Annotated in this window: 15 protein-coding genes, 7 tRNA genes and 1 rRNA gene; 4 read left to right on the top strand and 19 right to left on the bottom strand. The window is 44.2% G+C overall.

Features of this window, described 5'->3' with window-relative positions:
• Positions 1-178: 178 nt before the first annotated feature.
• Both BMZ95_RS05555 and BMZ95_RS05550 read right to left on the bottom strand, forming a co-directional pair.
• Positions 179-1297 carry a C40 family peptidase gene (locus BMZ95_RS05555; protein ID WP_046922591.1) on the bottom strand — a complete coding sequence of 373 codons (1119 nt, stop codon included), beginning with the start codon at positions 1295-1297 and terminating at the stop codon, positions 179-181.
• Positions 1298-1713: 416 nt separating this feature from the next.
• Positions 1714-2658, bottom strand: coding sequence for an AEC family transporter (locus BMZ95_RS05550; protein WP_014072949.1), 945 nt, complete (start codon positions 2656-2658; stop codon positions 1714-1716).
• A gap of 215 nt (positions 2659-2873) precedes the next feature.
• Between BMZ95_RS05550 and BMZ95_RS05545 the strand changes: the two genes are divergently transcribed.
• Positions 2874-3914, top strand: a complete 1041-nt coding sequence (locus BMZ95_RS05545) for an LCP family glycopolymer transferase (protein ID WP_180376728.1) — start codon at positions 2874-2876, stop codon at positions 3912-3914.
• 29 nt (positions 3915-3943) lie between these two features.
• The gene (locus BMZ95_RS10825; RefSeq protein WP_046922590.1) at positions 3944-4207 is read left to right on the top strand and encodes a hypothetical protein; all 264 of its coding nucleotides are present in this window, start codon (positions 3944-3946) and stop codon (positions 4205-4207) included.
• A 39-nt stretch (positions 4208-4246) separates the two neighbouring features.
• Here the strand turns inward: BMZ95_RS10825 and BMZ95_RS05540 are convergent, their stop codons facing one another.
• The 7 genes from BMZ95_RS05540 to nadE form a co-directional block, all read right to left on the bottom strand.
• Positions 4247-5215 carry a beta-ketoacyl-ACP synthase III gene (locus BMZ95_RS05540; RefSeq protein ID WP_046922589.1) on the bottom strand — a complete coding sequence of 323 codons (969 nt, stop codon included), beginning with the start codon at positions 5213-5215 and terminating at the stop codon, positions 4247-4249.
• Between the two features lie 138 nt (positions 5216-5353).
• Positions 5354-5438: transfer RNA gene (locus BMZ95_RS05535), tRNA-Leu, on the bottom strand.
• Between the two features lie 119 nt (positions 5439-5557).
• Positions 5558-5642 (bottom strand) — tRNA-Leu (locus tag BMZ95_RS05530).
• A gap of 62 nt (positions 5643-5704) precedes the next feature.
• A complete protein-coding gene (locus BMZ95_RS05525; RefSeq protein WP_046922588.1) occupies positions 5705-6169 on the bottom strand; it encodes a SprT family protein in 465 nt (154 codons plus the stop codon).
• Positions 6162-8339: a Tex family protein gene (locus BMZ95_RS05520; protein WP_046922587.1), complete on the bottom strand. Its 2178-nt coding sequence runs from the start codon at positions 8337-8339 to the stop codon at positions 6162-6164. The genes BMZ95_RS05525 and BMZ95_RS05520 overlap by 8 nt, the downstream gene beginning before the upstream one ends.
• Before the next feature lie 90 nt (positions 8340-8429).
• Complete coding sequence (locus tag BMZ95_RS05515) at positions 8430-8852, bottom strand: hypothetical protein (protein ID WP_046922586.1); 423 nt, start codon at positions 8850-8852, stop codon at positions 8430-8432.
• A 12-nt stretch (positions 8853-8864) separates the two neighbouring features.
• A complete protein-coding gene (gene nadE, locus BMZ95_RS05510; protein WP_014072942.1) occupies positions 8865-9692 on the bottom strand; it encodes an ammonia-dependent NAD(+) synthetase in 828 nt (275 codons plus the stop codon).
• Positions 9693-9843: 151 nt separating this feature from the next.
• Here nadE and BMZ95_RS05505 point away from each other — a divergent pair, with 151 nt between their 5' ends.
• Positions 9844-10578 (top strand): WecB/TagA/CpsF family glycosyltransferase, encoded by a 735-nt coding sequence (locus BMZ95_RS05505; RefSeq protein ID WP_046922585.1) that lies wholly within the window; start codon positions 9844-9846, stop codon positions 10576-10578.
• Positions 10579-11333: 755 nt separating this feature from the next.
• Here BMZ95_RS05505 and BMZ95_RS05495 read toward each other — a convergent pair.
• The 6 genes from BMZ95_RS05495 to BMZ95_RS05470 all read right to left on the bottom strand — a co-directional run bounded on the left by BMZ95_RS05495 (position 11334) and on the right by BMZ95_RS05470 (position 16103).
• Positions 11334-12032, bottom strand: coding sequence for a GntR family transcriptional regulator (locus tag BMZ95_RS05495; protein WP_014072940.1), 699 nt, complete (start codon positions 12030-12032; stop codon positions 11334-11336).
• A gap of 25 nt (positions 12033-12057) precedes the next feature.
• Entirely contained in the window at positions 12058-13194 is a 1137-nt protein-coding gene (gene nagA, locus BMZ95_RS05490; RefSeq protein ID WP_014072939.1) for an N-acetylglucosamine-6-phosphate deacetylase, read from the bottom strand.
• Between the two features lie 76 nt (positions 13195-13270).
• Positions 13271-14068, bottom strand: coding sequence for a pyrroline-5-carboxylate reductase (gene proC, locus BMZ95_RS05485; protein WP_003696840.1), 798 nt, complete (start codon positions 14066-14068; stop codon positions 13271-13273).
• A 182-nt stretch (positions 14069-14250) separates the two neighbouring features.
• Positions 14251-14322: transfer RNA gene (locus tag BMZ95_RS05480), tRNA-Gln, on the bottom strand.
• A gap of 4 nt (positions 14323-14326) precedes the next feature.
• Positions 14327-14412: transfer RNA gene (locus BMZ95_RS05475), tRNA-Tyr, on the bottom strand.
• A gap of 221 nt (positions 14413-14633) precedes the next feature.
• Entirely contained in the window at positions 14634-16103 is a 1470-nt protein-coding gene (locus tag BMZ95_RS05470; RefSeq protein WP_014072938.1) for a peptide MFS transporter, read from the bottom strand.
• 488 nt (positions 16104-16591) lie between these two features.
• Between BMZ95_RS05470 and BMZ95_RS05465 the strand changes: the two genes are divergently transcribed.
• Positions 16592-17572 carry an asparaginase gene (locus BMZ95_RS05465; protein ID WP_046922583.1) on the top strand — a complete coding sequence of 327 codons (981 nt, stop codon included), beginning with the start codon at positions 16592-16594 and terminating at the stop codon, positions 17570-17572.
• Between the two features lie 489 nt (positions 17573-18061).
• Here the strand turns inward: BMZ95_RS05465 and BMZ95_RS05460 are convergent.
• The 4 genes from BMZ95_RS05460 to rrf all read right to left on the bottom strand — a co-directional run bounded on the left by BMZ95_RS05460 (position 18062) and on the right by rrf (position 18435).
• Positions 18062-18134, bottom strand: a tRNA-Thr gene (locus tag BMZ95_RS05460).
• Positions 18135-18138: 4 nt separating this feature from the next.
• Positions 18139-18210 (bottom strand) — tRNA-Glu (locus tag BMZ95_RS05455).
• Between the two features lie 27 nt (positions 18211-18237).
• Positions 18238-18310: transfer RNA gene (locus tag BMZ95_RS05450), tRNA-Asn, on the bottom strand.
• An 8-nt stretch (positions 18311-18318) separates the two neighbouring features.
• A 5S ribosomal RNA gene (gene rrf / locus BMZ95_RS05445) occupies positions 18319-18435 on the bottom strand.
• Positions 18436-18512 lie beyond the last annotated feature (77 nt).

The following is an 18512-nucleotide window of genomic DNA, read 5'->3' as shown; positions in this document are numbered from 1 at the left end:
TCTTTTTTAACTTCAATAACCTTCTTTTCTATAGAAAATCGACAAAATATCAATGCTTTTTAAGCTTATTAATAAATGTTTTTGCTTTTTCTCGCAAAAAAAGAATCACAGAAAACTGTGATTCTTTTTTTTATTTATATATCGTAGAATTCTGGTTTTAGTTATATTCGGCAACGCCTTAGTTTACGCGTCCGTATGAATCAGGATGATAATAATTCATTGACGTAACTTTGACGTGATCCCCCGTTGTCGGTGCATGCACAAAGTTTCCGCCGCCGATATAGATACCAACATGTCCCGTACCCCAGAAGACCAAATCGCCTGGCTGCAATTGGCTTTCAGAAATCGGCGTACATACCGCTTTTTGAGCCCCAGCAGTTCTTGGGAGCTGCTTGCCGAAAGCTGCAAACACGTATTGAACCAAGCCGGAGCAGTCAAAGCCGGAAGGTGATGTGCCGCCGTAAACGTAAGGCACCCCTTGGAACGACAATGCGTAACCGACAACGCTGCCGTACTTGGCTGCCGGAGCAGCGCTCGTATTGCTTGTCTGTTGCGTGCTTGCTTGAGCAGCAACGTTGTTATTGTTGTTATTATTATTGTTGTTATCTGACTTCGTAACTGAAGCAACCGCATTGTTTGCATCGTTGAGAGCATTCTGCGCGTCGCGTTCGTTCTTGGCATTGGCAACTTTTTCAGCTGCTTCTCTTGCCTTCTTTTCTGCTTCCTGAGCAGCTTTCCTGGCAGCTTCGTCTTCCTTTGCTTTCTTGACTTCAAGCTGCGTCTTTTGAACGGCTAATTGTGCCAGATCATTGTTGAAATTCTTGTTTGCTTGTGCCTGATCGGCTGCAGCCTTGTCAACGACTGCCTTATCGGCAGCAACCTTTTCCTGATCGGCTTTTTGCTGAGCAACGGCCTCGTTGTTGGCATGAACCAGAGTTGCGACCGTAAATGTGCGGCCGATTGCTTCAGACAGGCTCCTTGACTTTGAAACAAAGTCGATCATCGAACCGGCATTGTTGACCTGAGCGGCACGCGCCTGACGGGCAAGCTGAGCTTTGCGAGCCTTGATGTTCTTCTTCAAACCGTCGATTTCCATTGTTTTTTGGTATTGAAGATCTTCAAGCTTGGAAAGTTTTTCCTGACCTTCCTTGATGCTTTTTTCCGTATCCTTGATCTTTTGCGTGATCGCATCGATATCTGCCTGCGTATCTGCTTTGGCGGATGATTCCGCAAAACCTGCGAACGTCAACGCTGCTGCAGCTGTCAATGTTATCTTGAACAACTTAGAATTTCTCATTAGCGACTACCTTCCTAAACAACTAAATTTAACCAGAATACCGAAATTTCTTTCGTTCGTTTTAAGTACAATAGCTATGTTACCATTTAACAATCCTCAACTCAATTACAGTAAATTTACAAAATCGTTCAAAAAAGCCTCTAATGTTACAAAAATGTTTCACGAAGATTCCCTTAGTTGCTGCGCACCCGGATAAATGCCATTTTATCGGCTTTCAAACTGTTTTCGTCTCGTTTTTGACATTACAGTCTGTAATATTTCTCTTTTGTTACAAATTATTTTTTCTAATTTAAAACGTTTCCAACCGCTTATCGAGATTCCGGATGCTTATTCTTTACTCAGAATCTCATTCTAAAAAAAATAAAAAGCAGAATATTTCAACGTTTTGAAATATTCCGCTCTGCATTTTTTCTAATCTAAAGCGACTGCATGATGACCATGAGAATCGGCACGACGATCAAAGACATCAGCGTCGTTTCCGTTACCATAACGGCCGCATAAGACGAATCGGCACCATACAGATTCGCAACGACGGGAGCATTCGTCATCACGGGCATCGCCGATTGCAGGATGAAGACGTGCTTCATCAAAGTCGGCATCGGCGCATGAATCACCAGAACCGTCATCAAAAGCGGTGCGCAAACGAAACGTCCGAACAAAATCAGCAGATTGTCCTTTTTCAAAGACATCTGTGCCAAGCCGGCATGAGATACCGAAATTCCGATGAACAGCATTGACAACGGAATCGTCAGGTTGCCGAGATACGCCAGATCACGATTGATGAACGTCGGCAGTCGCACGTCCAAAAGAACCAGCACGATTCCCAGCATAAATCCGAGCAAAGGCGGGGAAAAGACTTTGCCAAGCGTCTTTTTCAAATCAAACTTGGCACCTTTTTCACCGTCGCGCTGGATAAAAAACGTTCCGAGCGTCCAGAAAATCGTCGTATTGGCCATATAATAAATCAAAACGTAAGGAATGCTGCGATCACCAAACAACGCCTGGTTGATCGGAAGTCCGACAAAAATCGTGTTGGAGTTGAAAAACATCGACGTAAACAGCCCTTGACGACCTTTTTTGATGTTGAAAATTCTTACCAGCGCAAACGCGATCGCCATTAAAATCATCATTGAAAGCACCGGGAACCGAAGATCGGGCAGCATTTCCAAAAGCTCATGCGCCTTGAACTTTCCGGTGATCGTACTGAGCATGTAGCACGGCAGCGAGACTTGCGTGACCAGTTTGGCAATCAGCTTGTCGGCATCTCCTTTAAACCACCCGTGTTCAGTCAAACAATATCCGACGAGAATCATCCCCAAAATAACGAGAACGCCCGACAGACTTTCCATAAAGACTTGCATAATCTACCTTCTTTTTCATCATTTTTTAATCTTTTTCCAAAATTATAGCATTTAACGTCGGCAAATGCACTAGCCGTTTTCCGCTAAAACGCTTTTATTGCGAAAATATTTCAAGAGTTTTTAGAATCCGTTAAACTTCTCCTCTTCATCTATCATGAAACCGCTAAGATGTGTATAATGATACTATTCAATATTTCATTCAAAGGGGATTTGAAATGTCAGTTCATACTAAACGATCCGTTGACTCGCAAGACAAAACCAAAATCAGAAAATGGGTCTGCAGCTTTTTGCTGGTTGCCTTGCTTGGCGGGTTCTACGGTTGCGGTGCTTATCTCTACAGCATGCTACATACGGCTGAAAAGACGATCACTACAACATATAAAAAAGTCAAAATCAAAAAAGCGCGCAACGTTTCAAAAGTCTTGAAAGAAAAAAAACCGATTTCGATTCTGCTGCTAGGAACCGATACTGGCGACCTTGGCCGAAGCGATACGGGGAGAACCGATACGCTGATTGTCGCCACCGTCAATCCGACGACGCAGCGGACGACTTTGACGAGCATCCCGCGCGATACCTTGCTTAAAATTCCGAATTGCCGCGATCCGTATGACAAAATCAATTCCGCATATTCTGTCGGCGGCGTTCCGACGACCATCAAATCGATTCAAAAGCTGCTCGACGTTCCGATTGACTATTACGTGCTGCTCAACATGGGCGGATTAAGACAAGTCGTGGATTCAATCGGCGGAATCACCGTCACTCCGACGCTGACGTTCCAATATGAAGATGCGGACGTGGTTCAAGGCAAAAAAAAGACTCTTGACGGCAAAGCAGCACTTTCTTATGCTCGCATGCGCCACGATGATCCGCTCGGAGATTACGGTCGGCAAAAACGTCAACGCCAGGTCATTCAGGCTATTGCCAAGAAGGCTCTGAATTTTTCAAACGTCTCAAAATTTGACGACATTCTAAAGGCAGTCAAAGACAACATGCAAACCGATCTCAGCTACGATGACATGTGGGCCATCGAAACAAATTACAAAAAGGCTGCCTCAAACATCAAATCCGATTGTCTGCAGGGAAAAAACGGATGGTATGATTCAACCTCATGGCAAGTTGCAACGTCAAAGGAACGAGCACGCGTTTCAAAAAACATTCGTGAAGAACTCGGACTGGAAGAATCGACCGAAACGTTTACCGACGATACAGGCATTGCCGAACAGGCCATCGCAGGCGCCGAGGCAATTGGACAATAACAAGCACATGATAGAGGCTGTGAAAAATAATGCCTCAAATCGAAAAACCGGATGATTTGCAATTAATCGCAAATCTGATCCGGTTTTTTTCGTATGCAGGACGATTGCTTTCCACGATGGAAATAACCCAAAATAGTTTGGCGGTAATTTTGACTGTAAGCCTGGCCGCTGATTTATCAGACCCGCATTTGGCAAAAGCTCTGCCGTTTACGGATACATCGATGAAAATGGGCTCTTTGTCCGTAGATTTGAGTGAGATCTTGGCTAAGACTGGTCGAGCAGCATCTTTTTAACGCAAAAAGTCCGCTTGTCAAAGGACAAGGGGACAAAAACTAAAATCTAAGCAACAAGCTGCCATAAGCCAACCCGGCACCGAAGCCCGTCAACAAGCAACGTTTCGGCCTCTTGCCTTGAGCAAGTGCTTCCGACAAGGCCAACGGGATTCCGACCGATGAAGTGTTTCCGGCCGTTTGAACGTTGATCTGAAATTTTTCAAGCGACAGATTCAAAGCCCTGGCAATATTTTCAATCAAACGCAGATTGGCCTGATGCGTGATCACCAAATCAAGGTCTTCAGGTTTCAGACCTTCCTTTTTCAAAAATTCGCACATATGAACGGTAATTTCGTCAGTCACAAAATTATAAACGGAACGGCCGTCTTGGTAAAAAGCATCCATCTTTGGGTAATTTTCAGCAGAAATTGCCTGAATCGGTTCGATGCGTCCACTGTGGATGACTTTCCCGTTTCCTTTTGCATGCAGTTCTTCTGCGATGAAGCTTTCATCTTCGGGGTTTTTGCTTGATTCCAACAAGACTCCAGCTGCTCCGTCGCCAAAAAAGACGGCAGACGTTCGATCCTTGAAATCCATCATCTTGGAATTCGTTTCTGCGCTGATGACGATTGCTTTTTCGTACTGACCGCAGCGAATAAACTTTTCTGCAGTGGACAACGCAAAAACAAATCCGGCACAAGCGGCAGAAATATCATATGCAAATGCGTTGACGCAACCGGTCTTTCCTTGAACCAAAGCTGCAGTTGACGGCGTGATCGAATCCGGAGAAATCGTCGAAACGATAATCAGATCGATTTCTTCAGGACTGACTTCGGCTTTTTCCATCAGACTGACGGCTACTTTTGCAGCCATGTCGGACGTATTTTCTCCGATCGCAAAATGACGCGTTTTAATACCGGTATGACTTCTGATCCATTCATCGGAAGTTTCCATAATTGACGCCAGTTCGTCGTTCGTAACAATTCTTTTGGGCAGGTAGCCTGCGCTCGCACTGATTTTAACAGACATATGTTTCGTATCCTTTCGAATCTTTCCAAGGTATATCTTACCAGTTTTTTCATTAATGCGGAATACTTTGATCATTCAAAACAATCGAACGCATTAAAAAAGCTGCAGACCGATTTCTCAGCACTGCAGCTTGCGTTATGCGGGTAAATGGATTCGAACCATCACGGGCTCAACGCCCACCAGATCCTTAGTCTGACGCGTCTGCCAATTCCGCCATACCCGCGACAACATCATTAATTATATCAAGTTATTCACAGCTATGCAACCCTTAATTTCAAAAAAATTATCGTAAAACAAAAAAATCGCAGAACCGATTCTTCATCAGTCCTGCAATCTTAATCATGCGGGTAAATGGATTCGAACCATCACGGGCTCAACGCCCACCAGATCCTTAGTCTGACGCGTCTGCCAATTCCGCCATACCCGCAACAACGTTATTCATTATAACAGTCATTTTCAGCGGACGCAAGTCTTTTTCAAAAAAAATTATCAATACTCATGAATCTCGACCAATTTAATATTTCCGTGGCACTTTGAACAGACAAAGCGCGCGGTATTGACGCGACGTTTGCGTTGATAAAGCCTCCCGCATTTTTCGCATTTATAGATATAAAATCTTTCAACCCCTGGCTTTTCAGATTTTAATTCCGGTGCGTAACGCAAACCATTTACTTTTTTCAATAATGCCTTGAATTCCGGATCCTTATGCTTGTATCCTTTTCCTTCCAAATGCAGATGATAATGACACAACTCATGTTTAATGATGCCGATCAGAACGTTCGAACCATGTTCCGTCAACATTTTGGGATTAATCTCAATATCGTGGTCTTTCAATCGATATCTTCCGCCCGTCGTTCTTAAGCGCCCGTTAAAGAAGGCACGGTGTTTAAATTTGCGTCCAAAATCTTCTGAAGAAATTTTTTCGACCAGTCCTTGAAGCGCTTGATCATTCATTTTTTGGATCCACCATCGTTAATTGAATGCGACCGCGTTTTTCATCCACGCTGTCAATCCACACGTCCACGATATCCCCCACGGACACGACATCGGAAGGATTTTTAACGAAACCTTTCTTGAGTCTGGAAACGTGAACAAGACCGTCCTGTTTGACCCCGATATCCACAAATGCCCCGAAATCCACGACGTTGCGCACCGTGCCTTGAAGCTTCATGCCTTCTTTTAAATCCTCAAGGTGCAAAACATCCGATCTCAGCAGCGGTTTTTGCATCGAATCGCGCAGATCGCGCCCGGGTTTTTTCAGACTTTCCACAATGTCTTCAACGGTCTGAACGCCTGCGCCCGTTTTATTCGCAAAAGCCTGCGGATCAAAGCAGCTGAGCTTTTCCAAACCGGCTTTTGTCGACAGCTCTTCATTTTTTAGCCCCGTCTCCGTCAACAATCGGCGCGCCAGATCGTAGCTTTCGGGGTGGATGTCCGTATTATCAAGCGGTTCCCTGCCGTTTGGAATACGCAAAAAGCCGGCAGCCTGTTCAAATGCCTTGTCACCTAAGCGCTTGACCTTTTTTAACTGCGACCTTTTTTCAAATCGCCCGATTTCTGAACGATAATCCACGATATTTTGTGCGGTCGTCGCATTCAGCCCTGAAATGTGCTCCAACAGCTGCGGACTGGCAGTATTCAGATTTACTCCGACCTTGTTGACGCCCGTTTCGATTACGAACTTGAGCCTTTCATCCAAATCCTTTTCAGGCAGATCATGCTGATATTGTCCGACGCCGATTGCCTTCGGATCAATTTTAATCAGTTCTGCCAACGGATCCTGCAAACGGCGTGCGATGCTGACTGCGGAGCGCTCTTCGACGTTGAAGTCCGGGAATTCTCTTCTGGCAATTTCGCTTGCCGAATAGACCGAAGCACCGGCCTCGTTGACGATTACGTAGGAGACTTTTTCATCGATTTCCTTTAAAACGTTTGCGACAAAACTTTCTGATTCACGACTTGCCGTTCCGTTTCCGATGGCAATCGTCTTGACGCCATACTTTTGAATCAGGGTCTTGAGCGTCTTTTTCGCATCTGCGACTCGCCTTTGATCAACGCGTTCGCCTTTGTACTTTTCATGCGGGTAAATGACCGCTTTGGCCAAAAACTTGCCCGTTTCATCGACAACTGCCAGTTTGCATCCGGTCCGATAAGCCGGGTCAAGTCCTAGTACGACGCGACCTTTAAGCGGTGCCTGCATCAACAGATGGTAAAGATTGTCTCCAAAAACTTCGATTGCTTTTTTATCGGCCGTCTCCGTCAAATTGCTGCGTAATTCGCGTTCGATTGCCGGCTTGATAAAGCGTTTGTACGCATCGTTGCAAGCCTTTTTAACATATTCTGCCGAATCTTCTTCATGATTTTTGGCATAATGGCGGTACATCTGATTCAAGATTCGCTCATCGTCAAGTTCGAGCTTGACCCGCAAAACGCCCTGCTTTTCTCCGCGATCAAGCGCCAGCACTTGATATGATGTGAGTTTTTTTGCTAATACCTCGAATTCGTAATAGTTTTTATAAACTTCCTGCGCATCTTCTGCATTCTTCTTCTTGGTGGCAACAATTTTACCGCGATTATCGGCTAGATCACGTACCATTTGTCTTGTTTGGGGATTTTCGCCAAAATTTTCGGCCAAAATTTCCATTGCTCCGTCAATAGCTGTCTTTTCTTCTTTAAGACCTAATTTCCGTGCAACTGCTTTTGATTTTGACTCAACCGTTTCTTTTTGAAACGTCAGCATCCACAGCGCAAACGGCTCCAAGCCTGCTTCCTTTGCAGCCTGGGCCTTTGTTCGTCTTTTTTGCTTGTATGGCAAATACAGATCTTCCAATTGCTGCATCGTTTCAGCTGCGTCGATTGATTTTTTCAGATTTTCGGTCAGCTTGCCGAGTTCTCCGATCCTTGCTTCAATATCGCTGCGTTTTTTTTCGATTTTTTCGACTCGTTGGTACTCATCGCTGATTTCTTTGATTTGAACTTCATCCAGACTCCCCGTTCTTTCTTTGCGATAGCGAGCAATAAACGGAACCGTATTGCCTTCTTCAAGCATCTTCAAAACATCCTCGATCTGATGCTTTTTGCAAGGCATGGTTTGAGCAACGATTTCTAAATATCTTTTTTCCACATGCATCCCTCCGATTTCTTTTTTATTCTATACTGTCTGATCAAAAAATTACAATAAAAACCACGTCCGAAATCTCAGACGCGGTTCCTTTTATCTCATAATCTTCTTGACTAATCTGGCAATGTCGTCCATGGCATTTCCCTGCTCTTTTTCAGAAACGTCAAACTGCTCCGCATCAACCCATCTTCCAGCATAATCGATTGATGAATTCATATGAGCGCAGCCTTCACAAAAACGACGATACGCTCCGACAAGTTTCTTGTGCACCCCGATAATCGCAATCGGAGCTTCCAGTCCCTGCAATTTTCTGAGGTTATTCTCGTACAATTCAACGCCGTTTTCAAACTCTGCTTTTGTCTTGTCATAATCTTCAGGGGAAATGTCCTTTCCTTCGTCAAGAGCTTTCCTGAACGTTTCAAAAAACGGATTGAGCTTTGCGCCCATATTTTCGGTCGTTTCCATCACTTCGGCCAAAACGCTGACGTAGTGCCCAAAATCTGCTCTGCGTTTCATTGACATCCTCCTTTACTTCCAAAACTCGTCATATACGTTAATCGGCATGTGACGCTTGTGCTGCGTCTTCAGATACCATCCTTCGATCGTTTCGGCAGCTTTTTCTTCGACTTCGCGTCCTTCCAAATAATCATCAATGTCTTTGTATGTTACGCCCAAAGCTGCTTCATCAGGCAATGCCGGTCGATCTTCCTCAAGATCAGCGGTCGGCGTTTTGAGATACAAATGTTCCGGAGCACCCAAAAGTTTAAGCATCTCACGACCTTGGCGCTTGTCAAGTCGCCAAAGAGGGCAGATGTCTGCACCGCCATCACCGTATTTCGTATAGAATCCGGTCACGGCTTCAGCAGCATGATCAGTCCCGGCAACGGCTCCGTTTTCGGAACCCGCAATCGCATATTGCGCAATCATGCGTTCGCGAGCCTTGATATTTCCCTTGTTGAAATCGCTGACCGTCAACCCGTTTGCCTCAACGGCCTCCATCATTGCATCACTTGACGGTTTGATGTTGACGCGCACGGTCTTGTCAGCTTTCATGAACTCAATTGCGTCCATTGCGTCCTGTTCATCGGCTTGATCGCCATACGGCAAACGAACGGCAATAAACTTGTAATCAGAGTTTCCCGTTTCTTCACGAAGCTCGCTGATTGCTTTTTGGCAAAGCGTTCCGCAAAGCGTCGAATCCTGGCCTCCGGAGATGCCAAGCACGATGGATTTGAAAAACGGATATTTCAAAAGATACGCTTTAATAAAATCGACTGAGCGACGAATCTCTTTTTCAGGATCAATTTCAGGCAAAACCTTAAGTTCATCAATAATTTGTTTCTGCAAAGGACGCATAACGTCTCCTCCCCTTCATGTCATAAAATGTATCATCATATTCATTGTACGCCTTTTAAACTAAAATTTCATTATAAATTTAATTGTACCACACAAAGCAAATCAACGTTATAATTGTCATTAGAGACAAAAAAAGAAAGCAGGTAAATACATGACCCAGCCATTTTCAACGGTCAACGTCTTGGGTTTTGACTTCATCAAAGCTACCCAACAGGAATTCGTCGAACAATTAAAAAAAGACAGCCTTTCTCACAAAAATCGTTTCGTGGTGACGGTCAATCCGGAAATCGTTTTGACCGCATTGAACGATCCTGAATATTCTTCAGTCATCAAAGGTGCAGATTATCTCACGGCAGATGGTATCGGCATCGTCAAAGGCGCCAAAATTCTCGGATCAAGTCTTCCGGGACGCGTCACCGGTTTCGACACGATGACTGCCATCCTGAAATGGTGCGATGAAGAACGTAAGAAAATCTACTTCCTCGGTGCAAAAAACGAAGTCATCATGACGATGATCGAAAAAATCAAAGCAACGTATCCCGGAATCGTCATCGCCGGCTTTCATGACGGATACTTCAAAGACGAGACAAGAATCGTTCGTGAAATTCAGTCTTCGGAACCCGATTTCGTTTTCTGTGCTTTGGGTTTTCCGAAGCAGGAATACTTTATTGAAAAAAACAGACGCGTCACCGATGCCATCTGGATGGGAATCGGCGGTTCTTTCGATGTTTTAGCCGGTTACGCCGAGCGCGCTCCGCAATTGTGGATCGATCACCACATCGAGTGGCTTTATCGTCTCTATAAGGAACCGACCAGATTCCTGCGCATGATGGCATTGCCGAAATATCTGCTCCTGGTTTACCGATACAAATTTTTCGGAAAATAAGCGTCAGCTCCTGAGACTTTTACCGGGCTCAGGTTTTTTTATTTTTTCAAAAGAAGGGTCTGGAAAAAGTCCCGTTTCACCCTTGAAATAAATGAAGCATCGAACAAATGAAGGCGCAGGTCGACTGATTTCATCCGGCATTTTTTCAATTTTGAGACATGAAAACAGACTTTTTGTCAAATGCAGCACTGCGTATCGCCTGCTCAATCAATGCGTCAAACTGGCTTACGGGCAACGTTTTTTAAGATTTGCCCGTAATCTGAGACAACACTGCTTTGGCGAAAGCAACCGAGTAGAACATTTTTCCAATTTTTTGGATTTTTGTTCTACTTTTGGTTCCGCGCGGGTCGAATTTGGTGGCGGCGGTAGAACATTTTTTCAATTTTCGGGGATTTTGTTCTACTTTCGGAGCCGCACGCCTCGAATTTGGTGGCGGCGGTAGAACATTTTTTCAATTTTCGGAATTTTTGTTCTACTTTCGGAGCCGCACGCCTCAAATTTGGTGGCGGCGGTAGAACATTTTTTCAATTTTCGGGGATTTTGTTCTACTTTCGGAGCCGCACGCCTCGAATTTGGTGGCGGCGGTAGAACATTTTTTCAATTTTCGGGGATTTTGTTCTACTTTCGAGGCTGCGCGCCTTAGTTTCGAAGAGCCAGGTAGACAAAAACCAGGCATTTATCACGGTAAAACAAAAAACGAACGTGCTTTCGACACGATCGTTCGTTAAGATCCACTTTAAAAGAAATTCGATTCGTTACTTTTCAAGATAAAATTCGAATTTGTCGCCGGCATACTGTGTCCTGACATATTCAAACGGTGTCCCGTCGCCAAGTTCCGTAATCTGTCTCAGCCTGAGAATTGCCGAACCGCGTTTGATGTTCAAATACTCGGCAATCCTTTCTGATGCAACCTGAGCAGAGACGCTTTGTTGCGCGTGACCGATTTTCCGTCCGCTTTCTTCAAGCGTTCGATAAAGCGACGTGGTAATCTGATTACGCTCGTAATCTTTGACGAGACTATAGGGAAGCGTAGCGACCTCGAAACAGATAGGCACTTCGTCCGCATAACGGATACGCTCCATTCGAAGAACCTTTTCATCGTCTTTAAGCTTCAATCGTTCCATTTCGCTCAAAGAAGGAGTCGTCACCAAATAAGAAACCGTTCGACTGGAAGGTTTTTTGCCTTGTTCTTCCATCAACTCCGTAAAACTCGTCACGCCGGTCATTTTTTCCTGCACTTTTTTGCGTGCAACAAAGGTTCCGGCACCGACTTGGCGCTCCAAGATTCCTTCTTCGACCAAAGTCTGAACCGCCTGACGCAAAGTCATTCGACTAACGTTAAATTCCAAAGCAAGCTCACGTTCAGAGGGGATTCGATCACCAACAGCCCACACGCCAGCCTCAATATCTTTTTTTATCTGGTTATGAATTTGAATATAAACCGGTGAACTCATAAAAAATCACCCTCCATAATTTTGATTATTCTTTAAAAAGCCTCCCGAAGCTGTACGTTGCTTCAAGTTCCATCTTATCGTCGAAAATATTAAAATCTGCATCCTTGCCGGCTTCAATTGCGCCTTTGGACGTCAGGTTGAATTCACGCGCCTGGTTGACTGAACTCATCTTGACCGCATCTTCAATGCTGCAGCCGGTGAATTTCATAATATTGGCAAATGCATCCTTAAACATCAGGACTGATCCTGCCAATGTTCCGTCTTCAAGGCGAGCCTGTCTGTCCTTGACGATGACCTTTTGACCGCCAAGTTCAGAAACGCCTTCAGGCATGCCCTTGGCGCGCATTGAATCCGTGATGAGTTCAATCTTGTCTGCTCCTTTCAGCTCATAGGCAAGCTTGATCATGTCAGGGCAAACATGAAATCCGTCAGCAATCATTTCGCAGCGAATATTGTCTTCAAGCAAAGCGTGACCGGTTACGCCTGGTTCACGGTGCTTAAATTCGCGCTGAGCATTGTACAAGTGCGTGATATGCGTTGCGCGCGAATGCTTCATTTCTTCTCTTGTTGCGTTGCTGTGACCGCATGAAGGAACAATTCCGTGTTCCAGACAATACTGTTCAAATTCAGGCGAAGTCTTGTGCTCAGGAGCATACGTCACGAGCCTGATCATGTTTCCGGAAACCTTGTTCCAGTGATCGAACAGCTCGACGTCCGGAGCTTCGATATACTCTTCCGGCTGAGCTCCCTTGAAAACAGGCGATACGAACGGTCCTTCCAAATGAACGCCCTGAATGACGGGATTTTTTTCAGCAGCTTTCTTAACGGCCGCCAAGGCATTTTCAATATTTTGGTGAGATTGCGTCATCGTCGTCGCAAAATAGGTCGTCACGCCTTCGCAAACCATGTGATTTACCATTTCATCGATTTCGTCGGCATTGCCGTCCATCGTGTCAAAACCGTAGCCGCCATGGCTATGAACGTCAATAAAACCAGGCACGATCGTCTTGCCCAGCACGTCAACAATTTCATCATCAGAAGATTTGCAAACATATTCGCTCATTCTGCCGACGGCTTCGATCTGCTTGTCAAACCTGATGTAACCATCCTCAATCTTCTCTGAACCAGTATAAATTACTGCATGTTTGATAACCTTGCTCATAATTGAACCCGCTTTCTTAATTTTGATTACAGTTCAATCATAATTGGTATAGACCAAAAAGTCAAGCAAACGGCTATTATTTTTTGTCTTTGTCAACTGTCGCGTCTAAACCTTTAATGACAGAAGTCGTAAATCCGTATTCTTCCATAGCTAAAAGTCCGGCTACCGTCGTTCCCCCCGGAGAACAGACGTCATCAACAAGGTCCATCGGACTTTTGGATGCTTCCAAAACCTTCAGAGCACTTCCTAAAACGGCTTGAGCCGCAATTTCAGTTGCCTGTCTCTTGTTTAACCCGTACTTGACGCCCGACCGAGACATCGCGTCGATAAAGAGATACACGTAAGCAGGAGAACTGCCCGCAAGCGCGACGAACGTGCTGAAGTCCTTTTCTTCCATTTCAGTCGTCTTGCCGATAGAATCAAAAAGATCCGTTACTTCGGAAAATTCGGTTTCAGTCACCTTTTTGCCTGCCTTCAGGGCAGTCATTCCCTCACCGATTTCAACGTTTACGTTCGGCATGATTCTGATGATTTTGGCTGCCGGAAAATGCAGCGCATCAGCCAGCTCTGCAATGCTGACGCCCGTAACCATCGAAACGAGCACTGGATTTTTCCTTTCAAATTCAGTGCTGACTTCTTCCAAAACGTCTTTGGAAACGATTGGTTTGACTGCCAAAAAAACAATCTCTGCGTTTTTGACGACGTCTGAGTTGCTTTCGCAAGGATTGAGCCCTTTTTCTTTCGCATAGCTTTCATAGCTGCTTTTGTGAGCACTGTGTATGTACACGTCCTCACCGGAAATCTTTTGTTCAGCAATCAAGCCGTTGATAATCGCCCTGGCCATGTTGCCTGCACCAATAAAGCCTAATTTCATCTAAATCACCTCTTGCTTACATTTTACAACCTTTTGCGAAACTATACCAGTGAACAAGCTCTTCATGATTTTTCAAAACACATACGCCGTGTCTTTTGAGAAATTGAAACCGAAACAGAATTTTGCTTTGATATGAAAAAAAGACAAGAGTCATAAAACCCTTGTCTCAAAGCGATATATAATTGGGGTAACTGGATTCGAACCAGTGCATGACGGTACCAAAAACCGTTGCCTTACCGCTTGGCTATACCCCAATGGTGGTGGAAGGGAGTGGATTCGAACCACCGAACCCGAAGGAGCGGATTTACAGTCCGCCGCGTTTAGCCAGACTTCGCTACCCTTCCATTACCTTGAACATCTGATGCCTTATCGCACCCGACTTAAATATAATAACGTGTTTGAAAGCTTAATGCAAGTCTTTTTTCGATTTTTTTGAATATTATTTTAAAAAAACGCCTGAAAACGTGAGATAACCGACTTTTTCGCCCCAAACTCTTTTTTGAAAAAGCTGTTTCTTTACTGAATTTAGCAAAAAAGCCGGGAAAATTTCCGGCTGAAAACTAGTTTATTTTACATCCAGCATCAATTTCCTGATTCTTGGTGCAAGAATCAGCAGCAAGATTCCAAAGACAATCGTAATGATGCCGACAACGCCGAAGTACATGACTTCCGTTTCGTGAGAATATAAACGCACGATCTGCGCGTTAAGTGCTTGCGCAACTGCATCGCTTAAGAACCAGATGCTCATCATTTGTGCCTTGAATGCATTCGGAGCAAGTTTTGAAGTTACCGAAAGCCCGATCGGTGAAATCAGCATTTCACCACAAATTACGAGTGCCCAGCTCATGATCAGCCAAAACGGACTGACCTTTGCGGACGTCCCGAAAGCCATTCCCGGAATCATCATCCAAACAAACGAAATTCCGGCAAAGAACAGTCCATATGCAAACTTGACCGGAGATGACGGTTGTCTTTTGCCGAGTTTCGTCCACAGTTTGGCAAAGAACGGAACATAAATCATGATGAACAAAGGATTCATGCTTTGGAACAAACTTGAAGGAAAAGCATGCCCGAAAATCGTCAGACGAGTTTGTTCGTTTGCAAATAATGCCAAAACGACCGATCCTTGTTCTTCAATTGACCAAAAGAGAATCGAAGCCAAGAAAAGAGGAATGTAGGCGAAAACACGCGAACGTTCTGCTTTGGTCGTTTTCTTGCTTCCAAGCATCATGATGAAGTAGTAGACCGGAATAAGAACAGCGATAACGGTAATCAAGTTGATGATGTTCGTGATATTCAAAGCATCAAAAAGTTGCATTATGATCAGGATCAAGATAAGCAAAACGACACCCGAACCTGATTTGACTGCGACTTTTTTCAACTCTTCGCCTTCAATCGGATCGCTTGGGTAAAGACTGTTGTTTGAAAGATACTTCTTGCCGTCCATCACGTATTGAACAAGCCCAAAAAACATTCCGATTGCTGCAAGCGAAAATCCAAGGTGGAAGTTGACGTTTTGTCCTAAATATCCGACTGCAATCGGCGCAATGAAAGCGCCCATATTAATGCCGAAGACAAAAATACTGAAGCCGGCATCGCGTCTCGGATCGGTATCGCTGTATAAGTCGCCGACCATTCCTGAAACGTTTGGCTTGAGCAGCCCCGTACCGATAACGATCAATGCGATCGAAACAAACAGCGCAACTCTGCCAAAAGGCGTTGCTAAAGCAATATGGCCAAACATGATCAAAACTCCGCCAATAAAGACCGTTTTTCTGCTTCCCAAGACACGGTCGCTCAAAAAACCTCCAATAACGCTTGAAAGATAAACAAGCGATCCGTAAATCGACATGATTGACGCAGCCGTGGTCTTGTCAAATCCAAGTCCGCCTTCTGCGACCGAGTAGTACATGTAAAACAAAAGGATGGCGCGCATTCCATAGTAACTGAATCTTTCCCACATTTCCGTGAAAAAAAGCGTGGCCAATCCACGTGGGTGACCAAAGAATGAGACATCCTGTGGTTTATTATCCATAAAAATTCCTCCAGACGAATAACTGCTGTCTAAAACCACTTTAAATGATTGAGTTTTTACTCAATGCTTATAATTATATTAATCATACAACATAGGGTCAAGCTGATTCATATTTTATCTTTTATAAATTGAGTCTTATTTAACGTTTTTTTCATTTCAATTTAACCGCAATTAACGCGGATGCAATTTTTTATTGCTCGATTTAACGTTCATTTAATTCCAAAGGTTGATTTTAATCATTTTGACTTCATCGCCTGAATTTAATAAAAATCTTCTAAATTATTACTAATTTTGCATTATAGAAGACATCATTTAAGGTAATATGAGTAAGGTAATATGAGATTGTTAAGAATCAAACCAGTCGATGATCACTATCTCAAGACAAGGTTCATCCATGTTATCTCATCGACCGACAAGAAAGGAGAAGGCGAGGTATTGTGAAATGATGCCACAATATTCGAAAATATTGGAAACTCGCCCAAAAGCAAATGAAAAAAATTATCGTAATTGCTACCGGTGGCACGATTGCCGGAAGCGGAGAAGATGGTCGCACAACAGAATATCGTGCAGGTACGATTGACGTCAGCGATATTCTGGAAACCATTCCTCAGATTAATAATCTGGCTGAAATTGAAATGGTTCCGCTCATTTCGGTCGATTCAAACGAAATGAACGAACGATACTGGATAAAACTGCGCAATACCATCAACGAGCAGGCAAAACGTCCTGACGTTGACGGAATCGTCATTACTCACGGAACCGACACGATTGAAGAAACCGCTTATTTTCTTAATCTGACGATTGCCACTGAAAAACCCGTTGTTTTGACCGGGGCAATGCGTCCTGCCACCGCAACGAGTCCCGATGGTCCGTTCAATCTTTTTCAGGCAATTGCTCTTGCGGCAAATGAAAAGGCCCACGATTGCGGCGTCATGTGTCTGTTTTCAAGCACGATCTATTCTGCACGCAACATTGCAAAAACAAACAATCATAAAATAGATGCTTTTGGTCTGAATGAACAGGCAGCATTGGGATATATGCGCGATGCTGATGTCTTCATCACGAATCATCCAACGACAAAACACACGCTGAGTTCCAAGTTTTGCAGCAAACAATTTGACGCTTTTCCTAAAGTTAAGATGGCAACGTATTATGCAGGATCCGACACCGATATTCTGGATGCGCTAAAACACGATTGCGATGGGATTGTCGTCATCGGAACCGGCAGCGGCAATTATTCTCAGGCATGGATGCAAAAACTTGATGAATTAGCTGAAAGCGGCATAGTTATCGTCAGAAGTTCCCGCGTTCCGCACTCGATCGTTTTTGATGAGCAAATTTTTGACCCGAAGAACCACTTTATCGGCTCCAATACTTTAACCCCGTTTAAAGCCAGAATCTTACTGATGCTTTGTCTGACTCAAACACGCAACATCGAAGAAATACGCAATACTTTTTTCAGATATTGATTATTGAAGGGTTGCTCATTGGGTCGTTCAAGCAATCTGACGACAAATTTGATTTGTAAGCGGTCGTTAAAACAGCGGTGTGTACACAAACAGCCCGAGACAGCATCATTATCTCAGGTTATTGGATATACATCGCTATTTTAATAACCAGTTAACAAAACTGCAAAATGATGTCTGTTGTCAACCACCACCGACTAAAGTCAGTGGCTTGTGAGCTATAAAACCTAACGGATTTCAAACCACAATTTACATAGATAAAAACAACCTGCCTGACCATCCGAAGCTGTAATCAAGCAGCGGTCGTCTAATTACCAATTTCTTTTATGTCCACTATGTCCACAGATTGCCATAGGGACGATACAGTCATAGATAAACTTGTACATGATGCAATTGCCTGCCTTAATTCTCAACAATGCAATTGCTAAGCTGTTCGCTGTCTATGATTAAACAAAAAAAGCCTGTATCACTACAGACTCAAAGTACTTTGGATGCCGGTTGCTGGACTCGAACCAGTGACCCTCGGTTTACGATACCGATGCTCTACCAACTGAGCTAAACCGGCAAAATGACCCGTACGGGATTTGAACCCATGTTACCGCCGTGAAAGGGCGGTGTCTTAACCACTTGACCAACGGGCCATAAACTAATGCTCTTAGTTTAAAAAACTCCGGCAGGCGGACTCGAACCGTCGACAGCCTGATTAACAGTCAGGTGCTCTACCAACTGAGCTATGCCGGAATAATAAAGCATGGCAACGTCCTACCCTCACAGGGGGCGATCCCCCAACTACTCTCGGCGCTATGGAGCTTGACTTCTGTGTTCGGAATGGGAACAGGTATATCCTCCATGCCATCATCACCACACTATTTTCCTTGAGAAAACCTTGTTCTCTCAAAACTAGACAATATTCATTTCTCTTTTCAAGAACCTGCGTTTTTTT

Origin of the sequence: Ligilactobacillus ruminis DSM 20403 = NBRC 102161 (genome assembly GCF_900113455.1) — a bacterium.
GTDB lineage: Bacteria > Bacillota > Bacilli > Lactobacillales > Lactobacillaceae > Ligilactobacillus > Ligilactobacillus ruminis.
Note: the sequence above shows the minus strand (reverse complement) of the source record. Positions and strands in the feature narration are given on the sequence as shown.